We start from the raw sequence: 18,255 nt of genomic DNA on the forward strand, positions 1-18,255 counted from the left end.
CTTCAAACTTCGATTTTTGACCCTAGTGATGACTAAGGGCAGAAAGTCTTTGAAATATAAAAATTCCAACACCCTCTGGGAGATAAGTGGATGAGCAATGCGCCAGTCGATACCGGACGTCGCAGATTCCTGACAGCCGCAACCGCCGTAGTAGGTGGTGCTGGTGCCGTCGCTGTAGCGGTTCCTTTCATCAAGTCATGGAATCCGAGTGCCAAAGCGAAAGCTGCAGGTGCACCGGTCGAAGTAAATATCAGTAAAGTAGAGCCAGGTCAGCTGATCCGTGTTGAGTGGCGTGGAAAACCTGTATGGGTTGTCCGTCGCACAGATGCTGTGATCAATGAACTGCCAACACATGATGATAAGTTAAGAGATCCTGCTTCTGCTGAAATGCAGCAGCCTGAATATGCAACAAATCCTTTGCGCTCAATTAAGCCAGAGTATTTTATTGCTGTCGGTATTTGTACCCACCTCGGATGTTCACCTACTTATTTACCAGATTCATTTGGTGAGCAAGTTGAAGGTGTCACTTCTGGTTTCTTCTGTCCATGTCATGGCTCTAAGTTCGATATGGCTGGCCGCGTCTTCCAAGGCGTACCTGCTCCATTGAACCTAGTTATTCCTCCACATCAATACGTTGATGATGGCACCGTGATTATCGGTGTAGATAAAGGAGTGGCGTAATGGTTAAGAATTTAATTAATTGGATTGATGCGCGTATCCCTATGACGGCGACTTATAACCGTCACGTGGGTCAGTATGCGACGCCAACTAACTTTAACTTTTGGTACTTTTTCGGTTCGCTAGCGATGTTGGTATTGGTTAACCAATTACTGACGGGTATCTGGTTGACGATGAACTATGTACCAACAGCAGAAGGCGCATTCGCTTCTGTTGAGTACATAATGCGTGACGTTGAATACGGTTGGTTGCTGCGTTACATGCACTCAACGGGTGCATCAGCCTTCTTCGTAGTGATCTATCTGCACATGTTCCGTGGTCTGATTTACGGTTCATATCAGAAGCCTAGAGAACTACTGTGGTTGTTCGGTATGCTGATTTTCCTCGTGCTGATGGCTGAAGCCTTTATGGGTTATTTGCTGCCATGGGGACAAATGTCGTACTGGGGCGCGCAGGTAATTATTTCTCTGTTTGGTGCTATCCCTGTTATTGGTGACGATTTAACCCTGTGGATCCGTGGCGATTACGTGATCTCTGGTGCAACATTGAACCGATTCTTCGCACTGCACGTGATTGCGCTGCCGTTAGTATTAGTGGTACTCGTGTTCTTACACTTAATTGCGCTACACGAAGTGGGTTCAAACAACCCTGACGGTATCGAGATTAAGAAGAACAAAGACGAGAATGGCTGGCCAGTCGATGGTATTCCATTCCACCCATACTACACAGTTAAAGACATCATGGGCGTTGCAGGCTTCCTGATTGTGTTTTGTTATGTGTTGTTCTTCATTCCTGAAGGCGGCGGTTACTTCCTTGAAAAGCCAAACTTTGAAGCGGCTAACCCGATGAAGACACCTGAACACATTGCACCTGTATGGTACTTCACACCTTTCTACGCCATTTTACGTGCCATTCCTGATAAATTAGCAGGCGTAATAATGATGGGGCTATCGATTGCTGTACTGTTCGTATTGCCTTGGTTAGATCGTTGTAAAGTTAAATCAGTTCGCTACCGTAGCACACTGCACAAGTTGAACATTGCTCAATTCGCAATTTCTTTCATAGTGTTAGGTTACTTAGGTGTAGTTCCTGCTACGCCGACGCTGACGATAGTTGCACAGGTGTTTACTTTTACTTACTTTGGTTTCTTTGTGGCGCTGTGGGTATACAGCAAGAATGAAAAAACTAAACCTGTTCCAGCGAGGTTGACACACTAATGAAAAAATTACTGATTGCATTAGTCACCTTGTTGCCGACGCTGGCTATGGCCGCAAGCGGGCATAAAATACATTTAGAAGACGCTAATGTTGACCTGCATGATAAAGCTTCTTTAGAGCGTGGTGTGGACCTGTTCCAACATTATTGTTCTGGTTGCCATAGCACTCAGTATCAGCGTTATGAACGTGTCGCTACTGATCTCGGTATCTCTATTGATGACATGCGTAACAAGTATATGTTCACCGATGCCAAAATTGGTGAGCTTATGCAAAACGCGATTCCGCATAAAGATGCTGCTAAATGGTTTGGTGCTACACCGCCTGATTTAACATTAGTTGCACGCGTTCGTGGCGAAGATTGGGTTTATTCCTATCTAAAAGGCTTCTATAAAGATCCTAGTCGCCCATTTGGTGTGAATAACACAGTGTTCCCATCTGTTGGTATGCCACATGTACTCGAAGAGTTGCAAGGCACACCAGTTAAACAAGAAGATGGCACTATTGTGGTGACTGGCGGTAAATTAAATGCGGAAGAATATGATCAAGCGGTTCGTGATATCACGGGTTTCTTAGTCTATTCGGCTGAACCTGTTAAGCTAGAGCGTCAAGCTATGGGTTGGTGGGTACTCGGATTCCTGTTTATATTCTTTATTGTGGCCTACCTCTTGAAGAAAGAGTATTGGAAAGATGTACACTAGGCACCAATAACGGGTAAAATGTAATATCCGCATAGTGTAAACGGGGGGCTTAGCCCCTCGTTTACTTTTGTTTTATTTCGATTCTGGAGGGTATCAATGGCTGTTGCTGCCAACAAACGCTCTATCATGACACTGTTTTCAGGTGCTGATGATCTGTATAGCCATCAAGTACGTATCGTGTTAGCTGAGAAAGGGGTTACTGTTGATGTTTTACAGGTCGACCCTAACGAAATGCCTGAGGATTTGCTCGAAGTAAATCCATATAACTCAGTGCCAACTTTGGTAGACCGTGAACTCGTATTATACGAATCACGCATTATCATGGAATATTTGGATGAGCGTTTTCCTCATCCGCCTTTGATGCCAGTTTATCCAGTGTCTCGCGGCCAAAGCCGTTTGATGATGCACCGCATAGATACAGACTGGTATTCGCTCGTTGACCGTATCCGTAAAGGTGATCGTGTTGAAGCCGCTCGTAAAGAGTTGACTGAAAGCCTGATTGCAATTGCGCCAATCTTCGGTGAAGTGCCTTACTTCATGAGCGAAGAATTTGGTCTCGCGGATTGCTACCTTGGCCCACTGTTATGGCGCTTACCTGTATTAGGTATTGAGCTAGATAGCCGTGTAGCTAAAGATATCAAAGCGTACATGACACGTATTTTTGAGCGTGAATCGTTTAAAGCTTCTTTGACTGAAGCTGAACGCGAAATGCGCATGGGTATGTAATGAAGCCTTTGACTCCAAATCGTCCTTATTTACTAAGGGCTTACTATGATTGGTTGATGGATAACCAATTGACTCCTCACGTTGTGGTGGATGCCTTTGTTGAAGGCACTCAAGTACCGCAGCAATACGTGAAGGATGGCCAGATAGTGTTGAATATCGCTGCTGGCGCAGTGGGCAATTTGCAAATTAGCAATGAGTTTGTGGAGTTCAATGCGCGTTTCGGTGGTGTTCCCCAGCAGGTGATGTTGCCAATGGCGTCGATTGTCGCTATTTATGCCCGTGAAAACGGTGCTGGCACTGTCTTCGATATTGAAGATGCTTACCTAGTGGATGATGAAGTCGATTCATCTTTATCGGTTGTTGAAACAAACGATAAAGCACCTGAGCCGACTGATGAACCACCTAAGCGTCGCAGCCATTTAACCGTCGTAAAATAACGACCGCTAAATAGCTGTGGTGAAATGCCCAAGTTGTTTTAAAACTAAGCCAGTCCTATGACTGGCTTTTTTGTCGCTGTATTTTATCGCCGTAATTGGCTAAACCTTGAGGATAAGGTGTGGTAGCATTTGCGCCCGCATTCATCCGTCGGATATGCGTTACCTTTACCCATTTAGGCCAATGGATCTTGTATGTTGCTAATGATCGATAATTACGACTCTTTTACCTTTAACTTAGTGCAGTATTTTCAGCAGCTAGGGCAAGAGATAGTGGTCAAACGTAATGACGAAATTAGCATCGCCGAAATCGAGGCGCTTGCGCCTACTCATCTGGTGATTTCGCCCGGCCCTTGCACTCCCAATGAGGCGGGCATCTCCCTCGCGGCGATTGAACATTTTGCCACGCGCATGCCGATCCTAGGTGTGTGTTTAGGGCATCAGGCGATGGCGCAGGTTTTTGGTGCCAATGTGGTGCGTGCCGAGCGGGTAATGCACGGCAAGGTCAGCGCCATTGCGCACACTGGGCAGCGGTTATTTGAGGGATTAAATCAGCCCTTAACCGTCACACGTTATCACTCGTTATTGGTGGATGCTGTGCCTGAAGGTTTTGTCCTCGATGCTTGGTTTGATGATCCGCTCCATGGCCGAGAAATCATGGCCATGAGCCATCAAGACTTACCGCTGTATGGGGTGCAATTTCATCCCGAATCCATTCTTACTGAACAAGGTCTAGAACTATTAGCCAATTTTTTAGCGCAATCGGCTGTGCCTGTATAATTTCCTCGCCCTAAAAACTCCTCACCCCAAAAACTCCCTGCACTATATTCGTACTATCAATTTCTGTTACAAGATTTATCCTTCTTTTAAGCAAGTTTAGCGATTAAATATGCTATAACTTCGGCAAAACTACGCGAATAGGCAAAACCAGCAGGTAAACTCGACTGGATCATTTAGCCGTTGCGATAACAATAAAAGGAAGGACAAATGAGAAGCGTAATGCGAAATTTGGGTTTAAGTGCGTTAGCGGTTGCCGTGTTGGCAGGTTGCGCAGCGACATCGACTGAAACAGCAGCTCCTGCATCATCCCCGCAAGCATTCCAAGTTCCCTTAGCCCAACCGCCACAGGTTTCACAGGCGCTTACGCTTAATCAAATTATGGCAAATCCCGATTGGATGGGGGTTTTCGCCAAAGAGGCTTACTGGAGCGACGATAGCCAAAGCGTGCTGTTTGCCCGCCAAGCGAGTGCTTCACCTCTGCGCAGTTATTATCAGCAAGGCATCAATGACAGTCGCGCCGTCGAGCTAGCGCTTGATAAATTACACGCGGCAGATCAGCAGTTTGGTGTGTTTGATCGCACTAAGTCACACAAGGCTTATTTGTATCAGGGCAACATTTTTGTTAAGCAATTAAGCACAGGTAAAATCAGCCAACTGACTCGCCAGCGCAGTGCCATCGATGGCGTGCGTTATCTCAATAATGGCGATATCGCCTATTGGCAGGGCGACAACGTTTTCCAAATTCATCAAGACTCAGGCTTAGTCGAGCAGCTTGCCGAAATTAAAATGGCGAAAGCCCCAGAAGGTGTTAAAGAGCCAACGTCTTATATTGCTAAGCAACAGCACAGATTGATTAAGTATGTGGCGCTGCAGCAAGAGAATGCTAAAGCCAAAGCACAGTACAAAGATGAATTGCAAAAAAGCGACCCGACGCTCGCCGCCAGCACTTGGTATTTAGGTGATAGCGAAGTGGTGTCTGAGCTTAGTCTGTCACCGGATGGCCGCTATATTTTACTTGCTCTGACCGATAAGAATTACACCGGCAGCAGCGAACACGACATCATGCCTAACTACTTAGGCAGCGACGGTTATATCGACCCAGTGCCAGTACGTGCACGTGTGGCTGAAGATACGCCACCAGGACAACGCTTTGTCGTGCTTGATTTAAATCAGCATAAACAAGTCGATATCACTATCGAGGGCCTGACTGGTTTTGATGAAGATGTGCTTGCCAAAGTGAAAGCTGAGAATGCTAAAGCGAAAGGCGAAACTTACCAAAGCACTAAAGCGCCACGCAAAATTCAGCTGATGCAAGATTGGGGCTGGACCCAGAGCGCGATTCAGTGGCATGAATCGGAAGATAAATTAGCCCTGATGCTAGAAGCCACCGATAACAAAGATCGCTGGATCGCCAGTGTCGATTTAACTAAGGGTAAATTCACCACCGAACATCGTTTGCATGACGACGCTTGGGTGAATTACGACTATAACCAATTCGGTTGGTTGCCGGGGACGGATTCTCTGTACTATTTGTCAGAAGAATCAGGTTATTCACAGCTCTATGTGAAAGGACTCGGTGAAAAGCCGCGCGCCTTAACCCAAGGTAAGTTTGTAGTGAGCGACATTACGCTGTCACCGGACGCGAATTACATCTACTACAAAGCTAACCAAACTCACCCTGGCATTTATAACGTTCACCGGGTGAACTTAGCCACAGGCAAAAATGAGCAATTAACGCAGTGGGATGGCAACTTAGATTACAGCCTAAGTCCTGATGGCACTCAGCTATTACTTAATGCTTCACGCCGCACACAGCCTAATGAACTCTATGTTCAACCCATTGGCGGTGAGTTAAAGCAGCTGACGTCTTACACCAGTGATGCCTTCAAAAATTACCCATGGCAAGCGCCAGAAGTGGTCGCTGTACCTTCAAGCCATGGCGCCAGCAAGGTGTACGCCCGCGTTTATTTGCCACAAGGCTATGATAAATCCCGCGCCGAGAAATACCCTGCGGTGATTTTCAACCACGGTGCAGGTTATTTGCAAAATGCTGACTATGGCTTTAGCGGTTACTTCCGAGAGTTTATGTTCCACAACCTGCTGACTCAGCAAGGTTATGTGGTGATGGACATGGATTACCGTGGCTCTAAAGGTTATGGCCGAGATTGGCGCACCGCGATTTATCGCAATATGGGTCATCCAGAAGTGGAAGACTTAAAGGATGGCGTTAGCTGGATGGGAACCAATACGAATGTTGATACGGAGCGTGTCGGAACTTATGGTGGTTCCTACGGCGGATTCTTAACCTTTATGTCATTGTTCACTGCACCTGACTTGTTCCAAGCTGGAGCCGCACTGCGTCCTGTGGCGGACTGGGCACATTATAATGCGCCTTATACCTCCAACATCTTAAATACGCCTGATGTCGATCCTATCGCCTATGAGCGCAGCTCTCCGATTGAGCATGCCCAAGGATTAACGAAACCACTGCTTATTATGAGTGGTGTTATGGACGACAACGTTTTCTTCCAAGACAGCGTGCGTATGGTGCAGCATTTGATCGAACTGGAAAAACCGACCTTTGAAACGGCGATTTATCCTGTCGAGCCCCATGGTTTTCGTCAGCCTTCTAGCTGGTTAGACGAATACCGCCGTATCTATAAGCTATTCGAACAAGAACTCAAATAACTTAGCTCTATTTCCTGTAAAGGCCTCTACGTGAGGCCTTTTTATTGGCCAACTGAGTAGGAAATATCCGATATAACACTATGTTTGTGTTCTGCGACTTTGCGTTATTGCTAAGATTAAGTGTATGTGCTGAAATTGTAATGATTTTGAGAGTTTGATTGTTTTGACGTCACTCGGGCATTAGCGATATAGGAAAGATTTATAGTGGCGATTTCGGTTGCGGGCGGTGTAAGACCCGGCAAAATTATAGAGATAGAGCACAGACTCTATCAGCAATTGATCCTCGGAAAGCATAAAGCGAGCCCGACTCTTTTGGATGACCTTGACCTTGAATTAGAGGCCGATGCGAATAAGTTAGATGTTGAGCGCGAAGCGATTTTAGCGCGTTTGATGAAACAAATTAAAGCCAAAGAAGTGTTCGAAGCCGTGTCGAGCCAGCTGCATGAAACGGTCAATAACGCCATCGAGCATCAACTCGCGTCCCCCGAACTGGTTCTGGCTAAGTCAGAGATCAATGAATCGCAAATTCTGTTGCTGGAATTACTGCTGGCAAAAAATCTTGATGCGACGCGATTAAGACCGCTGATCAGTAACTTAAGTTGGTTGTGCCGCGACTTAACCAATATGGTCAACAGCCCGTCTTTTCGTGCCCGCCGGCCTCAGAGCTCAGATGTGCGAGTCACTGATATTAAATTGGTGATGAATTACATCGGCATCGAAAACCTGCGAACGATTATTCCTTACTTTTGCCTGCGTAATTGGCTGCCGAGCGCCAATGCTAAGTTGTTGTGGACTACCCGTAAATTGTGGCGCTACAGTATAGTCAGTGGTATCGCGGCCAATGCGTTGGCTCAGCTTCATAATACTGACTCAGCCTTAGTTTATAGTAGTGCCTTACTCAATCAATTAGGCACCTCGGTTGTGCTGAGTTTGAGCGCGCGCTTATTCGATCAAACCTGGGGAGCGTGGATAAGGGAAGCCAGCAGCAGCCGTGACAAGGAAGTGTATGATGCTGTGATTGCCACTGAGTTTCCGGCCAAAGCTGTGTTTGAACAAGTGTTAAGTCATGGTCATAAACTTAACTGGCAGCTATTAGAATTACTTAAGTTTGAAGCAAGCCCTTTGACTGGGTTATTGAAGGAGTTAGACCTGACCTTAAGCTATCGAGAATTGTCACCGCAGGCGGCATTAGTCGCGCGGGCAAACTGTTATGCTAAGGTGGTGTTACTCGAAGAGATGCGTCAAATCGATCCCCAAGAAAAGCGTTTAATGTTCGATTATTACGAGTTAACTGAGCAAGAAGTGCTGCGCTTAAAAGCACAGAATTATAGGAAGTTAGATCTGCTGTAGTCCACGACCTGCGACTTGAGCGTCGGGATGGCGGCGTTTAAGTAGAGGAAGGGATATGCCAAGCTGGCAAGCATCTGTACTGAATACTATTTTATCTTATGTCGCTAGGCCATCCATCAGTCGCGGCAAGGCTAAAGTCCCCCTAGCGCAAGTGCGTAAAAAGTTGCTTGATCTCGATAAACGTTGGCTTCCTTGGCCGGATAAGTTAGTCAGTGCCACCATCCCTTTGCAACACTCTAGCTTGCTGCATTATGTGCTTCTTAATCAACAAACTCGCCTTGGCAATCTGTTTTATATCCGTGGCGGAGGCTTTTGTTTTAAAACGCCCCACGCCCACGCAAGATTGATCGCGGATATCAGCCAACGTTGTCAATTGGATGCCTATATTCCTGATTATCGTCTCGCACCTGAGCATCCTTTTCCTGCGCCATTTGATGATGTGCTTGAAGCCTATAAGCGATTAATCGCGCTTAAGGGCGCTGAGAATGTGATCCTTATGGGCGACTCTGCTGGCGGCAATTTAGCCCTGAGTTTGTTGCTGGAATTAAAGCGTTTAGCCCTGCCATTACCGACGGCCTGCATCTTGTTATCGCCTGCGTTGGATTTAGCACTAACCGGGGATACTGAGCTGATACTCGCGGCTGACGATCCCTTCTTCACCATCGAAGCTTTGCTGCGTTTACGTGGCGCTTATCTTGCGGGGGCCGACCCCATGTCTGCAAAAGTTTCACCCTTGCAGGGGGACTTGGCAGATCTGCCGCCCATCTTAGTGATTGCGGGTACGCGGGAGCTGTTATTGCAGGATTCTGAGCGCTTAGTCGCTCAAGTCAAAGCCAGCGGTGGCGAGATAACGGGCTGTTTTTACCCTAACATGTCCCATGTGTTTCCCTTGTTCAATTTATTGCCTGAAGCCCTTGAAGTGAGGTCGAAAATTAGCCATTTTGTGCTTTCACACTTGATTCGTTAAAATGGTGTAGTTATTCACATTCAGTGAATAGCTAGCAAAATGAGGGGTAAATAACTTTTTTTCTGACTAATTATGCTAAAAGCCACGGGCATAACCGCTTGTATAGTTCTTAAACTGCAATCTTTATGCACTTTGGGTGGAAGTGCGAGGATTGATGTTTGTGAAAAACTGGTATTTTGATCACATTTTCGCTAATAATGGTTATTAATAGACACAAGCAATCCCAGTATCACTAACTCTAGATAAAGATACCTATGGGACTCTGACGGTGCAAGGCGCCGTTAAACAAACACAAAGGACGAAGAAGAATGAGCGTTGATATGAAGTTAGACCGTGCCCAGTTTGACGCAGTGATGGTGCCTAATTATGCGCCTGCTGCTGTGATCCCTGTTCGTGGCGAAGGAAGCCGAGTCTGGGACCAAGAGGGTAATGAGTTTATCGATTTTGCTGGCGGTATTGCGGTAAATTGCTTAGGTCACTGTCATCCTGCTCTTGTGAATGCCCTTAAAACACAAGGCGAAAAATTATGGCATCTGTCAAACGTAATGACGAATGAGCCTGCCTTAGAATTAGCGACTAAATTAGTTAACAGCACGTTTGCCGACAAAGTGTATTTTGCCAACTCTGGCGCCGAAGCCAACGAAGCCGCATTGAAACTTGCCCGTCGTTACGCCTTAGAAAAACACGGCGTTGAAAAAGACGAAATCATAGCGTTTGATAAAGCCTTCCACGGCCGTACATTCTTCACCGTGAGCGTTGGTGGACAAGCTGCCTATTCCGATGGTTTTGGTCCTAAGCCGCAGAGCATTACTCACCTGCCATTTAACGATGTTGCCGCATTAGAAGCTGCAGTAACGGACAGAACCTGTGCCATCATGCTTGAGCCGCTGCAGGGCGAGGGCGGTATTATTGATGCCGATCCTGCATTCCTAAAAGCTGTGCGTGAACTGGCTAACAAGCACAATGCGCTAGTGATTTTTGATGAAGTGCAAACGGGTGTGGGTCGTACTGGCGAACTGTACGCTTACATGGGTACTGAAATCGTGCCTGACATTTTAACCACAGCTAAAGCACTCGGCGGTGGTTTCCCTATCGCAGCTATGCTGACAACGGCTGAGATTGCTGAACATCTAAAAGTGGGCACTCACGGTTCTACCTATGGCGGTAACCCATTAGCCTGCGCTATCGGTAATGCTGTGTTAGACGTAGTGAATACGCCTGAAGTGTTAGACGGCGTAAAACATCGCGAGCAGTTATTGCGCGATGGTTTGAACAAAATTAATGAAAAATATCATGTATTTTCAGAAGTACGCGGTAAAGGTTTGCTGTTAGGGGCAGTTCTTAATGAACAATACCAAGGCCGTTCACGCGACTTCTTGGTGGCCTCTGTCGCTGAAGGCTTAATGAGCCTGATGGCGGGTGCTAACGTGGTACGTTTTGCTCCTTCTCTGGTGATCCCTGAGGCAGATATTGCTGAAGGTCTAGCTCGTTTTGAACGTGCTGTGGCGAGCATAGCTGCCGCCTAAATGACCAAAGGAGTGTTGAATTTATTCGCACTCCTTTTTTGTCAGGGAATACTTACGTGCATCATTACCTGTCTTTTTGAAGAGAGGCGCCTTGATGCACGGCAAGCCAAAGTGAGGAGACACTAAGATGTTAATCATACGTCCTATTCAGGCTGGCGATTTTGAAGCCTTATATCAAATTGCCGAAGAGTCTGGTCATGGTTTTACGTCATTACCCGTGAATGCCGATTTGCTCAGACATAAAATTGCGCGAGCAGAAGCCTCATTCGTCAAAACCGTCGATGCGCCCTTCGATGAAGGTTATCTGATGGTGCTGGAAGATACCGACACCCGAGAAGTGGTGGGAACGTGCGCTATCGAAGCAGCCGTGGGAATGGAAGATGCGTTTTACCATTATCGACTCGGTACCGAAGTCTATCATTCCGAACAAATTGACGTGCGTAACGAGGTCGAAACCCTCACCCTTTGCCATGACTACACTGGCGCCGCCGAGATGTGCACCCTGTTTTTGCGTGAAGCGTATCGCAAGGGCAACAATGGCCGCATGTTATCCCGCAGTCGCTTTTTGTTTTTAGCGCAACATGCGAAGCGTTTTGGTGAAACTGTGATTGCCGAAATGCGCGGTGTGAGCGATGCCGATGGTCATTCACCTTTCTACGGCTGGCTGCAAAAACACTTTTTAGGCATTGATTTTATTCAGGCAGATTATCTTTCTGGTTTGGGCAAAAAGGCATTTATGGCCGAGATGATGCCACGAAACCCTGTCTATGTTTGTCTGTTGCCGGAAGAGGCGCAGAAAGTGATTGGCGAAGTGCATACCAATACCCGTCCCGCATTAAGTCTGCTGCAGGCCGAAGGCTTTCGATGCCGCGGTTATGTGGATATTTTTGATGGTGGTCCAACGGTTGAGTGTCGTTTATCGGACATTCGCGGCGTGCGTGAAAGCCGTTTATTAACCGTCGATATTGGTGACATGGTCGAAGCCGACACTCAATTTATTATCTCAAATACTCAATTAGCCAATTATCGAGCGACGTCTGCCGCACTGGCTGTGGACGACAAATCCGAAAACATCATTATCAGCCCTGAGCTGGCAGCGGGTTTATTGCTCGCAAAAGGCGATCAAATCCGTATTTTGGCAATGTAGGAATAACAAATGACACATTATATTCAAGGTCAGTGGCATGCTGGCAAAGGTCATGACGTGGCCTCAATTAACCCAGCCAATGCTCAAACTATTTGGACAGGTAAAACTGCCACCGCAGAACAAGTTAACGCCGCCGTTGATGCCGCGCGCGCCGCGCAGTTTGATTGGTTTATGTTAGGTTTCGATGCACGCTTAGCCATAGTCGAAGCGTATCGCAGCCAACTTGAAGCCAACAAAGCGGAATTGGCTGAAACGATTGCCCAAGAAACGGGTAAACCTCAGTGGGAAACGGCGACCGAAGTCGGCGCTATGATAGGCAAAATTGCGCTATCAGCCGCGGCTTACAACAAACGTACGGGCACTGAAGCCAACGATACGCCAGCGGGACGCGCGGTTATCCGCCATAAGCCCCACGGCGTTGTGGCGGTGTTCGGTCCTTACAACTTCCCTGGTCATTTGCCGAACGGTCACATAGTACCTGCGCTGCTGGCTGGGAATACGGTGATTTTCAAACCTTCCGAATTGACGCCTAAAGTTGCTGAGCTGATGGTTAGCCTATGGGATAAAGCGGGTCTGCCTGCTGGCGTGCTCAACTTAGTCCAAGGTGAAGTGGATACGGGTAAAGCACTGGCTTCTCACCCGCAGCTCGATGGTCTGTTCTTTACCGGCAGCTCACGCACGGGGCATTTTTTACATCAACAATATGCCGGTCATCCGGGCAAGATTTTAGCACTTGAGATGGGTGGCAATAACCCACTGATCATTAAAGGTGTGCAGGATATCAAAGCTGCCGTGCACGATATTTTGCAGTCGGCTTATATCTCCTCTGGCCAACGTTGTACTTGTGCGCGCCGTCTATATGTCGAGCAAGGCGAGCAGGGCGATGCCTTGATTGCCATGTTAGCTGATGCGGTCAAGCAGATTAAAGTCGGTCCTTGGAACGCGCAGCCACAACCTTTTATGGGCTCAATGATTTCTGAAACTGCTGCTAAAGGTATGGTTGCGGCGCAGACGAATCTGCAGAACTTAGGCGGCGTATCGTTAGTCGAGTTGACCCATCTAGAAGCAGGTACGGGCTTAGTCTCTCCTGGCCTTATCGATGTGACGGCTATCGATGTCTTGCCGGATGAAGAATACTTCGGACCTCTGCTACAGCTAGTGCGTTATAGCGATTTCGATCAAGCGATTAAACTGGCTAACCAAACGCGTTATGGTTTGTCAGCGGGTTTACTGGCCGATAGCCGTGAAGATTATGACTATTTCCTCGCGCGCATTCGTGCAGGGATTGTTAACTGGAACAAACAAATCACTGGCGCATCGGGCGCGGCACCTTTTGGTGGCGTAGGTGCATCGGGTAACCACAGGGCGAGCGCTTTCTATGCCGCCGATTACTGTGCTTATCCCGTCGCTTCGGTCGAGGCCGATGCAGTGAGCTTACCTGCGACATTAAGCCCAGGTTTGAGCTTGTAAGCGGGTAGATATTTGACTTTTATCTGGTAAAGAGTACGTGGTAAAGAGGAGGAAGGACGAATGTTCTTCCTTTTTAATAACAAGCAGTAACGTAACTTGAGCTTCTACTGTGGGTATGTGTGACGCTGCAACAGTGGCATTTAGGTCGTTACATTTAGTGTTCGCGGCAAAATAACAGCAATAACCGCAGCACAATAAAAGGAGTTTTTATGCATACCGACATCAACGCGTTATTTGCCGCCCTGTGGCAAGACTATATTCAAATGACCCCTTCGGCGGCAAAAGTGCACGAGCTGCTGGGCCATGGTAAGCCAATCATCAACGATCATATTGCCCTGCGCACTTTCAACATCGCTAAGGTGAATTTGGACGTGCTTGCTAAGCATTTCACTTCGTTAGGTTATGTTGCTTGCGGTGATTATAAGTTTGAACAGAAAAAGCTGATCGCTAAGCATTTTGAACACCCTGACTTGACTCAGCCTAAAGTGTTTATCTCTGAGCTATTAGTTGAAGAATTTAGCCCAGCGCTACAAGAGACCATTCAAGGCTTAATCGCCCAAGTGGATGTAGCGGCGACAACGGCGGACAACTTTATTTACTCGGGTCGCCATTGGTCTTTAGATTCTAAAACCTATCAGGATTTATTAACTGAGAGCGAATATGCGGCTTGGGTAGCGGCTTTTGGCTATCGCGCTAACCATTTCACTGTGTCTATCAATCATCTCGACGGTTTTGAAACCTTAGAGTCAGTGAATGATGCCCTGAAGCAAGCGGGCTTTGTGCTCAATGGCTCAGGCGGCGAGATCAAAGGTTCGCCAGAAGTGTTATTAGAGCAATCGTCGACTATGGCCGATAAGATTGGCCTTGAATTCACCGATGCGACAGTGGAAATTCCAAGTTGTTTCTATGAGTTTGCGCTGCGTTATCCTATGGCCAATGGTGAGCTGTATACTGGTTTTGTGGCTGCGTCTGCCGACAAGATTTTTGAAAGTACGAACGTGAATAAAGCCTAACGTCATCAGACATTAAGCATAAAAAACGCCATCAATTTGATGGCGTTTTTTTATGAGTATTTTAAAGAGAGCATTTAACGCTGAGCATGTTAAGCGAGACTAACTGAAGGTCAGTTCGATCCTCAGTCCACCTAAGCGAGTGCTGTGGCTAAACTTAAGCCCAATCTCATACTGTTCGGCAATTTCCTTCACTATCGACAAGCCTAAGCCGTGACCCATGACAGACTCATCTAATCGAGTGCCTCTTTGGGTGAGTTTATCGAGTTCATCATCGGCAACCCCAGGACCATTATCATCGATACAAAGGCAGAGACGTTCCTGTTGGCGTGATAGCTGAATACTGACTCGGCTCTGGGCCCATTTAAAGGCGTTGTCCAGCAGATTGCCTAGGAGCTCCATGCCATCTTCCCTGTGGATCGGCAGCCTGAGAATATTAGGGTCGAGTTCGAAATCACATTCGATGGTTTTATTGCGGTGAACCTTGTTTAAGGTGTTGGCTAGGCTGTGTAAATCCCTTGGGATAACCAATTGCGCCGCAGGAAGCATATCGCCTGTGATCCTTGCCGCCGCCAGTTTGCGCTCGACCATCTTGTGGATAGAATCCAGCTGTTGCTGCAAGGCAATGGCGGTTTCAGGATCTTTAAGACCAAGGGCTTCGACCTGTTGCTGCATCACGGCCAGCGGGGTTTTAAGCCCATGGCTTAAGTTACCTAAGTTATTGCGGCTACGCTCAATTTGCTTGGCGGTGTACTCGAGTAACTCGTTGTAAGTCTTAGCGAGTGGCTGCACTTCGGGGGGGATATTATTTAGCTCCAGCGCGTTAATCTCGCCTTCTCTTAGTCGCGAAAGCGCGTGCTGAATATGTTTAACTGGCTTAAAGGATTGGCGCAGGATGAGGAAGATCCCCGCGATCATAGCAACCAACATCGCCAGATTGATCCCAAGCTTAGTGCCATAGACTTCGCTAAACACGCGTCTGCCGATACTCAAATCTTGGGCAACGGTTAAGGTGGCACTGACATTGGCGCTACTGGAATTTAATCCCAGTGATAACAGCTGCATATCGTTATTTTTTGGCCCTTTAGCTTGCCAGACACGGGTTTTATTAGGCGCGAGTGGCTCGATATCTAACTGCATATCCCACAGGGAGCGCGAGCGAATGACTTCATTGGGCAGGTTAAGTTGGAAATAGCGGCCTGAATAGGCGGGCTTGTAGAAACTGGAAAGCTGACTTTGATCTATGCTGATGTCCCCATCGTGAATATGGGTTGCCAGCATAATATGTTCGAGATCTTCTTCTAAGCGATTGATAATAGAATCATGAAACGCCTGACGCAGCATGGACTCAAATAATATGAGCCCAATGACTGTGCCTATTACCAGTAAGCCCGTTAACCATAAACTGAGCTTAGTGCGGATCGAGATCATTCAATAATGCCGTGGAAGATATAACCTTGGCCGCGACGGGTTTCGATAGCGGTTTTACCTAATTTCTTACGTAAGTGGGTCACATAAACTTCGACCACATTACTCTCTTTTTCATCGTCAAACTGATACAGCTTATCGGTGAGCTGTGTCTTAGATAACAGCTTCTTAGGCGACATCAGGAAGATTTTTAACAATCTGAATTCCATCGCCGTCAGTTCAAACAATTGGTCTGCCACTTTCACCGTTTGCTCGGCTTCGTCTAAGATCACGCCGCCATAGCTTAATTGCTTGCTAGAGGTGTTTAAACGGCCATGGGCACGGTGGATAAGAGCTTGAATACGGGCCAATAATTCCTGTGCATGGAAAGGTTTACCTAAGTAATCGTCGGCGCCAGCATTAAAGCCTTCGACTTTTTCATGCCATTGGCTGCGTGCGGTCAGCATGATGACTGGAGTGCTGATCCCTTGATTACGCCAGCCTTCGAGTAGTTCGAGGCCGTTGCCATCGGGCAAGCCGATATCTAAGATCACGCAATCATATTGGGTTTCTTTGATCAGATAATCGGCTTCAAGCGCTTTGTCTGTAATATCGGTCACATAGCCAGCGAGTTTGAGTTGTTTCTCCAGCTCGGTGACTAGCATTGGGTTATCTTCAACGAGTAACAGTTTCATGTTTTCGACATTCGCTCGGTAATGCTATTGAGTGATCGGCTTGGCCATTGGTTGCATCAATACTGAGATTGACGATTTGGCCACGCTGAACTTTGATTTGCAAATCATAGCGCCATTTATGATCTTCTTGATAGAGATGAGCATCAATTAGTTCACCTTGGCAAAACTGATTAACTACGGCGAGTGTACCGTTTAAGGACAGTATTTGCCCAGAGTTGACGAGTGCCTTGGCTTGATAGTGTTCTAATTCAATAGGTTCGGCATTCAATTGCATTGGATGCGCCAGCGTGAACAGGCTGAAAAAACAGATTAAAAACAGCCGTTTCATTTGAGCTCTCCAATAAAAAATGGCCTAGAATTTATTCTAGGCCACTTTAATAAGGCAGGCTTAAATCAAGCTGAAGACTAACTTAACGGGTACCGTATACCACGATGGTCTTACCATGAGCTTGGATCAAATTCTGTTCTTCTAACATCTTCAAGATACGACCCACAGTTTCCCGTGAACAGCCAACTATTTGGCCTATCTCTTGACGAGTGATCTTAATCTGCATGCCATCAGGATGCGTCATAGCATCAGGCTGTTTCGCCAGATGTAACAGCGTTTGGGCAATGCGGCCAGCCACGTCTAAGAATGCGAGGTTACCCACTTTCTGGCTGGTGCTTTGAAGGCGATAGGCCATTTGCGCAGACAGCTTCATCAGAATTTCAGGGTTAACTTGAATTAACTGTCTGAATTTCTTATATGAAATCTCAGCGATTTCACAAGCTTGCTTAGCACGAACCCATGCAGTACGTTCGGCTTGTTCTTCAAACAAACCTAGTTCACCGATAAAGTCACCTTGATTCAGATAAGAAAGGATCATCTCCTTACCTTCTTCATCTTTAATCAATACCGCTACAGAACCTTTTACTATGTAATAAAGAGTATCTGAATCTTCACCAGCATGAATAAGAGTGCTCTTTGCAGGGTACTTATGAATGTGACAGTGTGATAAAAACCATTCCAAAGTTGGATCAGGTTTTGGCTTACCAATCAGAGCCATGTTGGTGTTCCTCGATTGATTAAAACGAAAGTAAGAGTATTCTAAATAAGCATTTTACGTCAATTAAACTAACAAAAACTTGATGGAAGTCTTACTTTAGAATAAGTGAATAAATGCAATTAACCATCTAAAATTAGAGCTTATTTTGCTACTTTAGTGATTTAAGTCAACTAAATCGGCGTGAAACTCGCTGGATTCACTTAACTCTGTCGAGTTAATCACATCTTACCAATCTAATTAAGCCGTTTTATTATAGATTATGGATAAAACAGGCCCCTAAATTACAGTATAAGATGTTTCACTTTTTAAATTCGGCGTTTATTTGCTTCAACTTCCCCCATTATCCTGAGGTTTGTGTGTATTTAGGCTCGACTTATGGGGTTAATTCTGGCTAACTTTGTGGGCAGTCGCTTTTA

At 46.6% G+C, this 18,255-nt stretch carries 17 protein-coding genes; 13 read left to right on the top strand and 4 right to left on the bottom strand.

Annotation, left to right across the window (positions count from 1 at the left end; genetic code table 11):
* Positions 1-90: 90 nt before the first annotated feature.
* The 13 genes from petA to Q4Q50_RS04645 all read left to right on the top strand — a co-directional run bounded on the left by petA (position 91) and on the right by Q4Q50_RS04645 (position 14,694).
* A complete protein-coding gene (gene petA, locus Q4Q50_RS04585; RefSeq protein WP_106651681.1) occupies positions 91-681 on the top strand; it encodes a ubiquinol-cytochrome c reductase iron-sulfur subunit in 591 nt (196 codons plus the stop codon).
* Positions 681-1,895 carry a cytochrome b gene (locus Q4Q50_RS04590; RefSeq protein WP_006080061.1) on the top strand — a complete coding sequence of 405 codons (1,215 nt, stop codon included), beginning with the start codon at positions 681-683 and terminating at the stop codon, positions 1,893-1,895. The genes petA and Q4Q50_RS04590 overlap by 1 nt, the downstream gene beginning before the upstream one ends.
* Positions 1,895-2,593, top strand: a complete 699-nt coding sequence (locus Q4Q50_RS04595) for a cytochrome c1 (protein WP_063881808.1) — start codon at positions 1,895-1,897, stop codon at positions 2,591-2,593. Before Q4Q50_RS04590 ends, Q4Q50_RS04595 begins: the two co-directional genes overlap by 1 nt.
* Positions 2,594-2,689: 96 nt before the next feature.
* Entirely contained in the window at positions 2,690-3,319 is a 630-nt protein-coding gene (gene sspA, locus Q4Q50_RS04600; RefSeq protein WP_006080065.1) for a stringent starvation protein SspA, read from the top strand.
* Positions 3,319-3,756, top strand: a complete 438-nt coding sequence (locus tag Q4Q50_RS04605; RefSeq protein ID WP_006080066.1) for a ClpXP protease specificity-enhancing factor — start codon at positions 3,319-3,321, stop codon at positions 3,754-3,756. The genes sspA and Q4Q50_RS04605 overlap by 1 nt, the downstream gene beginning before the upstream one ends.
* Positions 3,757-3,948: 192 nt before the next feature.
* Positions 3,949-4,533, top strand: coding sequence for an anthranilate synthase component II (locus Q4Q50_RS04610; protein ID WP_012090253.1), 585 nt, complete (start codon positions 3,949-3,951; stop codon positions 4,531-4,533).
* Between the two features lie 207 nt (positions 4,534-4,740).
* Positions 4,741-7,221 (top strand): S9 family peptidase, encoded by a 2,481-nt coding sequence (locus Q4Q50_RS04615; protein WP_311898590.1) that lies wholly within the window; start codon positions 4,741-4,743, stop codon positions 7,219-7,221.
* 204 nt (positions 7,222-7,425) lie between these two features.
* Positions 7,426-8,571 (top strand): HDOD domain-containing protein, encoded by a 1,146-nt coding sequence (locus Q4Q50_RS04620; RefSeq protein ID WP_006080071.1) that lies wholly within the window; start codon positions 7,426-7,428, stop codon positions 8,569-8,571.
* 55 nt (positions 8,572-8,626) lie between these two features.
* Complete coding sequence (locus tag Q4Q50_RS04625; protein WP_311898592.1) at positions 8,627-9,538, top strand: alpha/beta hydrolase; 912 nt, start codon at positions 8,627-8,629, stop codon at positions 9,536-9,538.
* 308 nt (positions 9,539-9,846) lie between these two features.
* Positions 9,847-11,064 (top strand): aspartate aminotransferase family protein, encoded by a 1,218-nt coding sequence (locus Q4Q50_RS04630; protein ID WP_006080073.1) that lies wholly within the window; start codon positions 9,847-9,849, stop codon positions 11,062-11,064.
* Between the two features lie 127 nt (positions 11,065-11,191).
* Positions 11,192-12,211 (top strand): arginine N-succinyltransferase, encoded by a 1,020-nt coding sequence (gene astA / locus Q4Q50_RS04635; RefSeq protein WP_115333845.1) that lies wholly within the window; start codon positions 11,192-11,194, stop codon positions 12,209-12,211.
* Between the two features lie 9 nt (positions 12,212-12,220).
* Positions 12,221-13,681: a succinylglutamate-semialdehyde dehydrogenase gene (astD, locus tag Q4Q50_RS04640; RefSeq protein ID WP_063881798.1), complete on the top strand. Its 1,461-nt coding sequence runs from the start codon at positions 12,221-12,223 to the stop codon at positions 13,679-13,681.
* Between the two features lie 209 nt (positions 13,682-13,890).
* On the top strand, positions 13,891-14,694 hold the full coding sequence (locus Q4Q50_RS04645; protein ID WP_006084198.1) for a DUF1338 domain-containing protein: 804 nt from the start codon (positions 13,891-13,893) through the stop codon (positions 14,692-14,694).
* 99 nt (positions 14,695-14,793) lie between these two features.
* Here Q4Q50_RS04645 and Q4Q50_RS04650 read toward each other — a convergent pair whose 3' ends face one another.
* From Q4Q50_RS04650 to crp, 4 genes are all read right to left on the bottom strand, one after another.
* A complete protein-coding gene (locus tag Q4Q50_RS04650) occupies positions 14,794-16,122 on the bottom strand; it encodes an ATP-binding protein (protein WP_012090248.1) in 1,329 nt (442 codons plus the stop codon).
* Entirely contained in the window at positions 16,119-16,793 is a 675-nt protein-coding gene (locus Q4Q50_RS04655) for a response regulator transcription factor (RefSeq protein ID WP_006080080.1), read from the bottom strand. Before Q4Q50_RS04655 ends, Q4Q50_RS04650 begins: the two co-directional genes overlap by 4 nt.
* Complete coding sequence (locus tag Q4Q50_RS04660) at positions 16,774-17,121, bottom strand: PepSY domain-containing protein (RefSeq protein WP_006080081.1); 348 nt, start codon at positions 17,119-17,121, stop codon at positions 16,774-16,776. Before Q4Q50_RS04660 ends, Q4Q50_RS04655 begins: the two co-directional genes overlap by 20 nt.
* Before the next feature lie 82 nt (positions 17,122-17,203).
* Positions 17,204-17,839, bottom strand: a complete 636-nt coding sequence (gene crp, locus Q4Q50_RS04665) for a cAMP-activated global transcriptional regulator CRP (protein ID WP_006080082.1) — start codon at positions 17,837-17,839, stop codon at positions 17,204-17,206.
* Between the last annotated feature and the right edge of the window lie 416 nt (positions 17,840-18,255).

The sequence above is a fragment of the Shewanella scandinavica genome (assembly GCF_031932065.1).
In the GTDB taxonomy this organism is placed as follows: domain Bacteria; phylum Pseudomonadota; class Gammaproteobacteria; order Enterobacterales; family Shewanellaceae; genus Shewanella; species Shewanella baltica.